This is a genomic window from Pseudomonas sp. 22085, from assembly GCF_052045815.1.
Classification (GTDB): domain Bacteria; phylum Pseudomonadota; class Gammaproteobacteria; order Pseudomonadales; family Pseudomonadaceae; genus Aquipseudomonas; species Aquipseudomonas glycinae.
Genome location: NZ_JBQEQA010000015.1, coordinates 64,732 through 77,135 on the forward strand (window position 1 = coordinate 64,732; position 12,404 = coordinate 77,135).

At 62.7% G+C, this 12,404-nt stretch carries 8 protein-coding genes; 4 read left to right on the plus strand and 4 right to left on the minus strand.

What is annotated here, in order from left to right; all coding sequences use genetic code 11:
* Positions 1 to 39: 39 nt before the first annotated feature.
* From dxs to ACTJK7_RS19250, 4 genes are all read right to left on the minus strand, one after another.
* Complete coding sequence (gene dxs, locus ACTJK7_RS19235) at positions 40 to 1,938, minus strand: 1-deoxy-D-xylulose-5-phosphate synthase (RefSeq protein ID WP_064382210.1); 1,899 nt, start codon at positions 1,936 to 1,938, stop codon at positions 40 to 42.
* A 91-nt stretch (positions 1,939 to 2,029) separates the two neighbouring features.
* Positions 2,030 to 2,917, minus strand: coding sequence for a (2E,6E)-farnesyl diphosphate synthase (ispA, locus tag ACTJK7_RS19240; RefSeq protein ID WP_064382209.1), 888 nt, complete (start codon positions 2,915 to 2,917; stop codon positions 2,030 to 2,032).
* Positions 2,914 to 3,156 (minus strand): exodeoxyribonuclease VII small subunit, encoded by a 243-nt coding sequence (locus ACTJK7_RS19245; protein WP_323150525.1) that lies wholly within the window; start codon positions 3,154 to 3,156, stop codon positions 2,914 to 2,916. Before ACTJK7_RS19245 ends, ispA begins: the two co-directional genes overlap by 4 nt.
* Before the next feature lie 88 nt (positions 3,157 to 3,244).
* Entirely contained in the window at positions 3,245 to 4,390 is a 1,146-nt protein-coding gene (locus ACTJK7_RS19250; RefSeq protein ID WP_108563354.1) for a Fic family protein, read from the minus strand.
* Positions 4,391 to 4,667: 277 nt separating this feature from the next.
* Between ACTJK7_RS19250 and ACTJK7_RS19255 the strand changes: the two genes are divergently transcribed.
* Genes ACTJK7_RS19255 through ACTJK7_RS19270 form a run of 4 tightly spaced genes read left to right on the plus strand, consistent with a single transcriptional unit; the run spans position 4,668 to position 12,404 of the window.
* Positions 4,668 to 5,459: a YfaP family protein gene (locus ACTJK7_RS19255; RefSeq protein WP_102716662.1), complete on the plus strand. Its 792-nt coding sequence runs from the start codon at positions 4,668 to 4,670 to the stop codon at positions 5,457 to 5,459.
* Between the two features lie 35 nt (positions 5,460 to 5,494).
* Positions 5,495 to 7,207 carry a DUF2138 domain-containing protein gene (locus ACTJK7_RS19260; RefSeq protein WP_440780316.1) on the plus strand — a complete coding sequence of 571 codons (1,713 nt, stop codon included), beginning with the start codon at positions 5,495 to 5,497 and terminating at the stop codon, positions 7,205 to 7,207.
* Complete coding sequence (locus ACTJK7_RS19265; protein WP_108563352.1) at positions 7,177 to 7,842, plus strand: DUF1175 domain-containing protein; 666 nt, start codon at positions 7,177 to 7,179, stop codon at positions 7,840 to 7,842. Before ACTJK7_RS19260 ends, ACTJK7_RS19265 begins: the two co-directional genes overlap by 31 nt.
* Positions 7,839 to 12,404 carry an alpha-2-macroglobulin family protein gene (locus tag ACTJK7_RS19270; protein WP_323150527.1) on the plus strand — a complete coding sequence of 1,522 codons (4,566 nt, stop codon included), beginning with the start codon at positions 7,839 to 7,841 and terminating at the stop codon, positions 12,402 to 12,404. The genes ACTJK7_RS19265 and ACTJK7_RS19270 overlap by 4 nt, the downstream gene beginning before the upstream one ends.

Here is a 12,404-nt window from a genome sequence, read left to right on the forward strand (position 1 = left end):
ACCTCATCGCGGGCAAGCCCGCTCCCACAGGGATGGTGATTACTTGTTAAGCAGCTCCAGGCGCTCCCGCACCGCCGCTTCGATCCCCACTTCATCCAGCCCGCACTCGGCCAGCATCTGCGCCGGCTTGGCGTGCTCGACGTAAACGTCCGGCAAGCCCAGGTGCAGCACCGACTTGAGGATGTTCTCGCGGGCGAGGAACTCGCTGACCGCGCCACCGGCACCGCCCATGATCGCGTTCTCTTCGATGGTCACCAGCAGGTCGTGGCTGTTGGCGATCTCGCGCACCAGCGCTTCGTCCATCGGCTTGACGAAACGCATGTCGACTACGGTCGCATCCAGCGTTTCGGCGACTTTCAGGGCTTCAGCCATTTGCACGCCGAACACCAGCAGGGCGACCTTGCTACCCTGACGACGCACCACACCCTTGCCGATCTCGATCGGTTCGAGGTCTTTCTCGATGGTTGCGTTCGGGCCGGTACCGCGCGGGTAACGCACCGCCGCCGGGCCGTTATACAGGTGGCCGGTGGTGAGCATCTTGCGCAGTTCGTTTTCATCGCTCGGGGTCATGATGACCATGCCCGGGATGCAGCGCAGGAACGACAGGTCGAAGCTGCCGGCGTGGGTCGGGCCGTCTTCGCCCACCAGACCGGCGCGGTCGATGGCGAACAGCACGTCGAGGTTCTGCACCGCGACGTCATGCACCAACTGGTCGTAACCGCGTTGCAGGAACGTCGAATAGATCGCCACCACCGGTTTCGCGCCTTCGCAGGCCATGCCGGCGGCGAGGGTCACGGCGTGTTGCTCGGCAATTGCCACGTCGAAGTAGCGCAGCGGGAAGCGTTCGCTGAACGCCACCAGGTCCGAGCCTTCCTTCATCGCCGGGGTAATGCCCACCAGACGCGGGTCGGCAGCGGCCATGTCGCACAGCCACTCACCGAACACGCCGGAATACTTCGGCCCGCCGGCCTTTTTCGGCGCAGCGGCCGGGGCGTCCAGCGGTTCGAGTTTGGTAATGGCGTGGTAACCGATCGGGTCGACTTCCGCCGGGGCGAAGCCTTTGCCCTTCTTGGTGACAATGTGCAGGAACTGCGGGCCTTTCAGATCGCGCATGTTGCGCAGGGTGGCGATCAGGGTCGGCAGGTCGTGGCCATCGATCGGGCCGATGTAGTTCCAGCCCAGTTCTTCGAACAGGGTGCCGGGGACCAGCATGCCTTTGGCGTATTCTTCGGTACGACGGGCGATTTCCCAGGCGCCGGGCAGGCGCGACAGCACTTTCTTGCTGCCTTCACGCATGCTTGCGTAGGTGCGGCTGGAAAGGATCTTCGCCAGATAGTTCGACAGCCCGCCGACATTGCGCGAGATCGACATGTCGTTGTCGTTGAGGATCACCAGCATGTTGGCGTCGACTTCAGGCGCGTGGTTCAGCGCCTCGAACGCCATGCCGGCGGTCAGCGCGCCGTCGCCGATCACCGCAATCGCCTTGCGATCGCTGTTCTGCAGGCGGGCGGCGATGGCCATGCCCAGCGCGGCACTGATCGAGGTGCTGGAGTGGCCGACGCCGAAGGTGTCGTACTCGCTCTCGGAGCGGCGCGGGAAGGCAGCGATGCCGTCCTTCTGGCGCAGGGTTTCCATGCGCTCGCGACGACCGGTGAGGATCTTGTGCGGATAGGCCTGATGACCGACGTCCCACACCAACCGGTCGTCCGGGGTGTCGAAGACGTAATGCAACGCGATGGTCAGCTCGATGACGCCCAGGCCGGCACCGAAGTGCCCACCGGTCTGGCCGACCGTGTAGAGCAATTCCAGGCGCAACTCATCAGCCAGGGTTTCCAGCTCGGCTTCGCCTAACCGGCGCAGGCCGTCCGGCGTGTTAGCGCGGTCGAGCAGGGGCGTGGTCGGGCGCTTGCGGGGAATCTCATGAAACGTCGTGGGCATCAGGCGAATCGTTATAGGTATAAAAGATGCGGCAGTTTACCTGATGCATCGCCCCCTGCCCACGCGTTGGTCTTTTTTGGCTGATTAGCCGTCAGTTACGCCGATCGACGATATACCGGGCCAGATCGCGCAACGGCTCGGCAGCCGCGTCAAACGGTCGCAGCGCATGCAGGGCCTGATCGCGCAGTTCCAGCGCATAGGCCTTGGCGGCGTCGAGGCCGAGCAGGGCCGGGTAAGTTGGCTTGTCACGGGCAATGTCGGCGCCCTGGCGTTTGCCGAGGGTTTCGGTATCGCTTTCGACGTCGAGGATGTCGTCCTGGACCTGGAATGCCAGGCCGATGGCCTGTGCATAAGTCTGCAGGGACTTGAGTTCATCCTTCTCGGCACGGCCGCTGGCCAAGGCGCCGATCTTGACGCTGACTTCGATCAGCGCGCCGGTCTTGTGCCGATGCATCTGTTCCAGCGCTTTCTGGTCGAGCTTGAGGCCGACCGAACCGAGGTCGATGGCCTGACCGCCGACCATGCCCGCCGGGCCCGCCGCGTGCGCCAGCGCCGTGACCTGTTGCAGGCGGATGTCCGCGCTCAGATCGCTCAGACGCGGATCGAGCAGGGCGCTGAACGCCAGACTCTGCAAGCCGTCACCGGCGAGGATTGCGCAGGCTTCGTCGAATTTCTTGTGCGTGGTTGGCTGGCCGCGACGCAGATCGTCGTCGTCCATCGCCGGCAAATCGTCGTGCACCAGCGAATACGCGTGGATCAGCTCAACCGCACACGCCGCGCCGTTGGCCTGTTCGGCCTTGCCGCCAAGGGCTTCGCATGCGGCGTAGGCCAGCAGCGGACGCACGCGTTTGCCGCCGTTCATCACGCTGTAGCGCATGGCTTCATAAAGGCGCGCCAGTTCTGGCAGCGGGGCGTTGAACAGGGTTTCCAGTGCCGCATTGACCCGTGCCTGGCTGGTGGCCGAATACGCTGCAATCATTCTGGCTGATCCGCGTCGAAGGGTTCCTCGGCGAGTTCGCCATCGCGCTCCAGCAACACCTGGACCTTCTGCTCGGCCTGGGCCAGCGCCGCCTGGCAGTCACGGGTCAGGCCGATGCCCTGCTCGAAAGCGGTCAGCGAGTCTTCCAGCGACAAATCACCGTTCTCCAGACGCTCCACCAGCGTTTGCAGGTCGGCGAGGGACTGTTCGAAATCCAGTGCAGCTTTTTTGCGGGCCATGGCGGCTAATTCCGGTTGACGTTAAACCGGCGCGACACTAGCAGATAGGGGGGGTATGGGCAAATGAGCGGGTCGACGGACAAGGGTGTCAGTCGGTCAATTCGCCAGGATATTGAATCTGATACCGAGTGCTGCGTCCGCCGCCCGGAAGACGTTGCAGGCAGCCCTTTTCCAGCAGTTCCGCCAGATGTCGGGTGGCCGTGGCTTTGGAGACCTTGGCCACACTCTGGTATTGCGCTGCGCTGATACCGTGCTCGAAACCGCGCTCACCACCGTCGAGCAGACGATTGAGCACTTTGATCTGCTCCGCCGACAGCCCGGATTCCCGGTGCGCCTGCCAGAAGCGTGATTTTCCCAACACACTTTCAATCCGCGCGATGGCCTGTTGCAGACTGCGCAGCAGGGTTTGCAGGAACCATGCGAGCCAGTCTGTGATGTCCAGCGTGGCTTTCTGGCTCGATTCGAGAATCCGGTAATAGCCCGCGCGGTCGTCGAGAATGCTGGCGGACATCGCATAAAAACGAATCGCCTGCGCTTCGCCTTGAGCCAATGCCAGATCGGTGAGGGTGCGAGTCAGGCGCCCGTTGCCGTCATCGAACGGGTGCAAGGTAACGAACCAGAAATGCGCGATGCCTGCTCGCAGCAAAGGATCGAGGCCTGCCTGATGCTGACTGGCGTCGAACCATTTGAGAAAACTGTCGAGTTGTCGCTCAAGCCCTTGTCGCGGTGGCGCCTCGAAGTGCACGGTCGGGCGGTCGATTCGCCCGGAAACCACCTGCATCGGCTCATCGCCGCGTAAAGCGCCGACATTGATCGCGCGCGCGAAGAATCCGTTTTCCTGTTCTGGAAACAGCCACGAATGCCATTCCAGCAGACGCTCCAGCGTCAGCGGTTCGGCGAAGCGCCGGGTCGCATCAAGCATGAGCTGCGCCAGCCCCTCGCTGCGTTGACTGACTTTGTCGCCATCGGGTAATTCCAACCCCAGGCGCCGTGCCAGCGAAGATCGCACGGATCCGACATTCAACTGCTCACCCTCGATGGCCGAGGAGGTCACGATGTTTTGCAGCAAAGCGTCCAGCTCTGTCTGCGCGCTCAGTGAATGGCTCACCGATCCCGCCATGCCCATCAATTGACCTTGTGCCTGAACACATTGGCGCAACAACGGTGTCAGGCGTTCCGCCTGCCAGTTGAAGTCGGGCCAATCGGGTTGCTGCCAGATCCAGTGAGTTGCCATGAAATGCCGTTCCTGAGTGCGTGAGCCGAATAGAAGTGCTATTCGGCTCATTTCGTGAGCCGAATATGACGCCTATTCGGCTCATCGTCCACTGGTTGCCGTGATTACTACCGCATTTCAAGATGTATCCGATTGTTAAAAAACTGCCGAATCGCTAACCTTCGCGCCTTCTACGACCCGACAGTCACGGGTCTTTCAGACGAAACGCAGTTTTCACCGCTGTGAAGTACCGAGGATCGGGTGCAAGGTTTCGTTCAGGCATGGCAGGAGGCATCACATGCGTTCACTTCTTTTGCTGCTGATCGGGTTGGCCTGCGCGCCCGCGCTGCTGGCGGCGCCGAGTGCGGAGCTGTCGGAGCCGGTGGGCGGCTGGCGCTATCACGGGCTGCTCGATCGCACGGAAAACCCGCAAGTCGCCTATCCCACGCCGCCCATCGATCGCGGCATCCAGCGCAATCGCACGATGATCGAAGGCCAGCTCAAGGCCATCGGGCATCTGCGTCCGCCCCACAGCCTGGCGGTGAATGGCAATCCCCTGAATCTGTACACCGACGACCAGGGCCGTTTCGCCCGGCCGTATGCGTTTGGCGCCGGTTCCAACAGCGTCGAAGTGATCAGCGCCGACGGCCAGTCGCTCAAGCGCGTTCAATTCTACGAAGCCAACAACCTGCGCACGCCGGCGCGGATCCGCGTGGTGCTCGGTTGGGACGACCCTAAAGCCGAACTCGACCTGCACGTCATTACGCCTGACGGCCAGCACGCCTTCTGGGCGCGGCCGGCGATGAGCAACGGCGGCGGCCTCGATCCGGACGGTGTCGACGGCCCCGGCCCGGAAATGTTCACCATGACCGCGCCGCTGCACGGCACCTATCTGGTTTACGTCAACTATTGGGGCAACTTCGGTAACGGCGGCTATAACTTCGAGGAGACCAGCAACCAGAACGAGGTGATCACCTCGCAGATCACGCTGGTGCTCAACGAAAACACCGTCGACGAAAAACGCGAAACGTTCATCGTGCCCCTGCGGGCCATCGGTGATCTGCTGCTGGTCAAGACTTTCAACTATTAAGCATCCCGCCACGGATGAACTCGGGTTCTGGAAAGATGAGCGATAACACTGCTGCACCGGCCGCCGTAACACCTGCCGGCAAACCTTCCCGGCGCTGGCCGTTACTGGCGGTCGGGCTGTGCCTTGTCGCCGGCGTGGCGGGCGGGCTCGGTTGGCTGATGCAGAAGCCGAAAGCGCCGCCGGCGGAATTGGCCAGTGACAAACTTGGCCTGAGCCGCCCGGACGCGCTGCTGGAAACCCGCTCCCTGAGCCAGTTGCCCAAGGACCTGCTGACAGTGCCGTTCCTCAAGGCCACGCTGACCGAGGATTTCGTCTTCTATTACGAAACCCACGCCGACCGCCTCGGGCTGATCGGCAGTCTGCGGCGGATCATCTACGAGCATGACCTGAAGCTGCAGGACAGCCTGATCGAGCAGCTCTTCGATCAACCGGCAGACGTAGCGTTGTGGCGCGGCGCCGATGGTCGGCTGAAAGATTTCCTGCTGGTGATGGATCGCGGCGGCCTGGCCAAGGTGCTGGAGCCGCTGGCGAAAGTCGCCCTGGATGATTCGCAACTGAGCGTGCTCAGCACCCTGAAAGTCGGCGGCGATGAAGTGCCGCTGTATCAGCTGACCTACAACGCCGGCAAATCCCTGCTGTTCGCCTCCCGTGGCGACAAACTGGTGGTGCTGTCCAATCCGGCCAAATTCTACGACCCGGAAAGTGGTGCTTCCGAGGAATACGGCCATGTTTCGCCGCAGGCGCTGGCGGCGTTGCTCAATGGCGAAAAACTGTTCCCCGAAGCGTTCGGGTTGCCGGCCAAGACGCCGGAAACCAAGCAGCGGCTGTCGGTCAATTCCAGCGTCCTGGCCATGGGTTACCAGCGCTTCATCCCGAACTTCGCCGGCCTGCGTTTCGACATGGACGACAAGGGCTGGCACAGCTATCTCGCCATGGATGAGCTGGAGAACCAGCCGGACTTCGATTTCAAACCGGTCTGGCAAGCCATGCCGCTGGGCGCCAGTGCCTGCGTGACGCTGCCGGTCGCTGCCGAGCCGCAAAAACCGCTGCTGGTGAAACTCGGCGCCGAAGAAGCGGTGGCGCAGAAACTCACCGAGCACGTGGCCGGCGCGGCGGGCCTGTGCTGGTACGCTGATTCGCGGCTGTACACGCCCTTGCTGGTGGCCAGTCTGAACGACGAAGACAACGGCAAGCTCGACGCGGATATCGGCACGCTGTTCGATTCGATGGTCGGCGCCTATGAAGGCAAGGTCGACGAGCACGCGTTCCCGGTGGTGGAAAAACAGGAAGGCCAGAGCCATCTCTGGCAACGTCAAGTCAGTTCCAACTTCGGCCCGTACGCGGCCAAGGATGCCGAGAACCCGGACGCGATCACCGGCCGTGCGTTCATGAAAGTCAGCCTGGCGCGCCACGGTTCGACGCTGCTGTTTTCCCTCGACGACAAACTGGTCGACAAGGCCCTCGGCACCCTCGACAAACGCTTCCCGCCGATGGCCGACGTGCTGCCCAAAGACGTGCTGATGCCGATCTACTTCGGCCCGGACTCAATGGCGCAACTGATCCAGCAGGAAACCCTCGACAGCCTGCCGCAGGACATGGAGCCGGTGTTCTACAACGCCGCGCAAACCTACCTGATCCCGAAACTGCGCACCCTCGGCGGCATGGGCAAATACGCCCTGACATTGCCGGAAGGCAGCGAGCCTGACGGGCACTGGCAATGGCTGCCGCTGGAGTGGAAAGCGCTGTGACTGGTTTGATTCGCAGCCTTGGCCTTCTGGCGCTGTTGCTCAGCGCCGGTGCCCGAGCCGCTGAGGCGCCGGCCCTCGATCCGCAGCAGTCCCAGGTCTTTCGCGCCTGGTTCGTGCGCATCGCCCAGGAACAATTGAGCAAAGGCCCGAGCCCGCGTTGGTATCAGCAGGATTGCGCCGGCCTGGTGCGGTTTGCCGCCAACGAAGCGCTGAAAGTCCACGACGACAAATGGCTGCGCAGCAATGGCGTGTCCAACCGCTACCTGCCGCCGGAGCTGGACCTGAGCGCCGATCAGCGCAAGCTCGCCCAGCAATGGCAGCAGGGTGGCGGCAAGGTCGGGCCCTACGTCAACGCGATCAAACTGATTCAGTTCAACAGCCATCTGATCGGCCGCGACGTGTCCCAGGCACGCCCCGGCGATCTGATGTTTTTCGATCAGGGCGACGACCAGCACCTGATGATCTGGATGGGCCGCTACATCGCCTATCACACCGGCACGACCACCCCAACCGACAACGGCATGCGTTCGGCAAGCCTGCAGCAACTCATGACATGGAAGGACACCCGATGGATACCCGACGCAGCCAACCCCAACTTCATCGGCGTCTATCGACTGAACTTTCTCTCCCAATGACCGGTGCCCGCATGCTGCGTTTACTGCCTTTTCTGTTGCTGTCAGTCCTGCCGTTTTCGGCTGTGAATGCTGAAGATACCGTGGAGCCGAGCGGCTATACGCCGGTCTCCGGTGAGAGCTTTTTCCTGCTGGCCGACAGCAGTTTCGCCGCCGACGAACAGGCAGTGGTGCGCCTCGAAGCGCCGGGTCGCGACTACCGTCGATTCCGCATGGAACCCTACGGCGGCGCCGACATCCGCGTGTACAAGATCGACAAGCCGCTGGACTTCCTCAAGCGCCAGAAAAACCTGCACCGTGTGGTCAGTGACGGCCAGTTCAAGGGCGAAGGCCTGTCTAACACTCTCGCGTACCTGTGGGACAACTGGTACCGCAAGTCCCGTCGGGTGATGCAGCGTGCGTTCTCCTACGAGTCGCGTCAGCAAGTCACCGAGGAAGTGCCGGAGCTGAAGATGGGCAATGCCATCGCCGCGCCTACGCCTTATGACGCGCAACCGCAATTCGCCCTGATTCCGGGCCTGCCGGTGGTCAGCCAGTTCCGTTATCCGCTGTGGCAGGCCAAACCGATCCAGCCGCCGACCGGCGTCAATCTGGCCGGGTCTTCCAGCGAGTTCGTCAGCGTCGCGCCGGGCAACGTCTACATCCCGTTGGGCAATCTGAAACCGGGTCTTTATCTGGTCGAAGCGCTGATCGGCAAGTACCGCGCGACCACCATGGTTTTCGTTTCCAACACCGTGGCGGTGAGCAAGATTGCCGGTGATGAATTGCTGGTGTGGGCCGCGCGCAAACACGAAGGCAACTCGGTGCCGAAGGTCAATGTGCTGTGGACCGACGGCCTCGGCGTGATGAGCAGCGGCGCCACCGACACCGATGGTCTGCTGCGCCTGAAACACGTCAGTCCCGAGCGTTCGTTCGTGATCGGCGAGGACGAAGAAGGCGGCGTATTCGTCTCGGAAAACTTCTATTACGACAGCGAAATCTACGACACCAAACTTTACGCGTTCACCGACCGGCCGTTGTATCGCCCGGGCGATTGGGTGTCGCTGAAAATCGTCGGCCGCGAATTCAAGAATGCGCGGGACTCGGTATTGCCGGGGGCGGCGGACGTCAATGTCAGCGTGCTCGATGCCACCGGTACCGAGTTGCAGCGCCTCGATCTGAAACTCGATTCCAAGGCCGGCACCCAGGGCCGTTTCCAGTTGCCGGACAACGCCGTGGCCGGTGGTTACGAGCTGCGTTTCAACTACAAGGATCAGGCCTACAGCAGCGCGTTCCGTGTAGCCGAGTACATCAAACCGCATTTCGAAATCTCGCTGAACCTGGCCAAGCAGGATTACCGCACCGGCGAACCGGTGAAAGGCAGCCTGGTGCTGCTCTATCCGGACGGCAAACCGGTGGCCAACGCCAAACTGACCCTGAGCCTGCGCGCTCAGCAACTGTCGATGGTCGACAACGAGCTGCAATACCTCGGTCAATTCCCGGTGGAGCTGACCAGCACCGAACTGACCACCGACAGCAAGGGCAATGCAACCCTTGACCTGCCGGCCGCCGACAAGCCGAGCCGCTACATGCTCACCGTGTTCGCCAGCGATGGCGCGGCGTACCGGGTCAAGACCACCAAAGAAATCCTCATCGACCGCGGCGCTGCCAGCTTCCGCCTGACTGCGCCGCAGCGTTTCAGCGCGGTCGGTGACAAGGTCGCGTTCAGCTTCGCCAACGAGGGCGGTAGCCAACAGGCTCAGGCCGTTGTGCCAAGCAGCTACAGCTGGGTGCGCCTGGAAGACCAGACCACCGGCGAAGGCAAACTGGCAGCGAAAGACAAAGGCTTCAGCGTGGCGTTTGATCGCCCGGGCACCTACAACCTGTCGCTGAAAGATCAGCACGGCCGAGTGCTTGGCGCGACCGGTCATTCGGTCACCGGCGATGGCGTCAAGGCTGTGCCGGGCACCGTGGAAATCGTCCTCGACAAACCCGAGTACAAGGCTGGCGACGAAGCGCTGGCGCTGATCACCTTCCCCGAACCAGTCAGTGATGCACTGCTGTCGCTGGAGCGCGACAAGGTCGAAGCCACCGCGCTGCTGGCCAAGGGCGGCGACTGGCTGAAACTGGAAAAACTCAGCGACACCCAATACCGCGCACGCATCCCGGTGAAGGACAACTTCGCGCCGAACCTGACGTTCTCGGTGCTCTACACCAAGGGCGGTCAGTACAGCTTCCAGAATGCCGGGATCAAGGTTGTTGCGCCGCAGATCGACGTGGCGATCAAGACCGACAAAGACACCTATCAGCCGGGCGATACCGTGACGGTCGATCTGACCACGCAGTTCACCGGCAAGGCAGTGCCGGCGCACCTGACGGTCAGCGTGGTTGATGAAATGGTCTATGCGTTGCAACCGGAAGTCGCACCGACCATCGACCAGTTCTTCTACCACCCGCGCCGCAACAACGTGCGCACCAGCGCCAGCCTGTCGTTCATCAGCTACGACGTGGCGTTGCCGGGCAGCCCCGGCGCACCGGGCAAAGCCAACCGCAGCGAGCGTGGGGTGAAAGTGCTGGAGCGGCCGCGTCGCGAAGATGTCGACACCGCTGCATGGCAACCGGAGCTGTTGACCGACGCCGACGGCAAGACTCGCTTCACCTTCAAGATGCCGGACTCGCTGACCCGCTGGCGCATCACTGCGCGGGCGATTGCCGACGACGGTCAGGTCGGGCAGAAGAAGCAATTCGTCCGTTCGGAAAAACCGCTGTACCTGAAGTGGAGCGGGCCGAGCAAATTCCGCAAGGGCGATCAGCCGCAACTCGGTGTGTTCGCCTTTAGCCAGGCCGAGAAACCGGTCAGGGCTGAACTGGTAACGCATTACGCCGGCGCCGAACAGCGTCTGCCGGTGACCCTCAGCAACGGCATCAACTACCTGCCGCTGCCGGCCTTCGCATTGGCCACCGGCGAATGGACCGCCGAACTGGTGCAGGACGGCAAAACCGCCGATGCCCTCGCGGTACGCCTGACCGCCACCGGCGAAGGCTGGCAAGTGACGCAGACCCAGAGTCTCGACGTGGCCAGCGGCGACACGCCGTTGAGCCTGCCGGCAGACGCCACCGACATTCGCCTGCGTCTGGATGACAGCCCGCAAGCGCTGTTCCGTTCGGCCCTCGACGATCTGCTCAGCTATCCGTACGGCGGCGTCGAACAGACCGCCAGCCGTTTGCTGCCGCTGAGCATCGCTTATCCGTCGCTGGCGTCGAGCCCGCAGATCCGCGACCGCTTGCGCCTGATCATGCAGAACAGCCGTCTGCGCCTGGTGCAAATGGCCGGGCCGTCGGCGAGCTTCACCTGGTGGGGCTTCGACGGCGAGCCGGATGCGTTCCTCACCGCTTACGCCTATTACGCCGACTGGAACGCCAGTCAGGTGCTGGATCTGAACTTGCCGCCGGAGCACTGGCAGCGGGTGCTGGAGGTCTACGCCAAGCAAGTGCCAAACACGCCGTTGCTGCAACGGGCGCTGATTCTGTCGTTTGCCAAGCAGATGCATCTGCCGGTCAACACGCTGCTCAGCGGTTTGATGGAGGATCTGGCCAAGGCCGGAGAAGGCAATGCCGAAACCCTGATGGACGACGGCGAAGACAGCCTGGTGATGGGCGATCCGGATTCGGCGCTGGGTCTGGCGGCGGCGCGGGTCTTGACCGCATCGCTGGCGACCCAGTCGAAAGTCGCTTTGCCGGAAGCGTTCAATCGTCAGTTGGGCGCAGCGCAACAGCGCTTGTCCGTCAGCTCGCAGCCGTTTGCCGAAGCGCTGAACCTGTCGCTGCAACCGTTCGATCAGGCTCGTGCGAACGCGCTGCTGCAACGCCTGTTGCCGCAGCAATCGACCCTCGAACGTGCGCTGGCGCTGACCTGGCTGCAACGCAGCATCGCCCAGGCATCGCCGACCATCGCGCTGGCACCGGGCGAAGGCTGGAAGAAAAACTACGGCGCGACCGGCGAGATGTATTGGACGTGGCAGGGTGCTGCGCCGGTGCCGAGCGTGTTGTCGGTGTCGGGCACTCAGGAGCGTCCGTTGCGTGCCGCGCTGAGCTTCCAGACTCAGCAACCGACGGTCGATCCGATGGCGGTGACCATCACTCGTCGCCTGTCGCGTCTGGTACCGGGTGACGAAGCCTTCACCTTCAAACTGGAGCCGGTCGGCACTAAACCGCTGTCCAGCGACAGCCTGTACCTGGACGAAGTGATCCTCACCAGCAAGGCACCGAAACCGTTGCGCTACGGCATGCTCGAAGTGCCGTTGCCGCCGGGCGCCGATGTCGAGCGCACCACGTGGGGCATCAAGTTGCAGGGCAAGGACGGCACCGAACCGACCGCGCTGGAAAAAGCACGGTTCGAACCGGGCCAACTGGCCTACGCGGTGCCGGTGGATGCGTTGAGCGGTGAATTGCGTCTGCGCCATCTGGTGCGCTTCTCGCAGAAGGGCCAGTTCAACCTGCCGCCGGTGCGTTTCACTCAGGTCTACGCGCCGCAGCATCAGGCCCGGGAAGCGAAAGCGGCCCTCGGTCAGGTCACGGTCAATTGA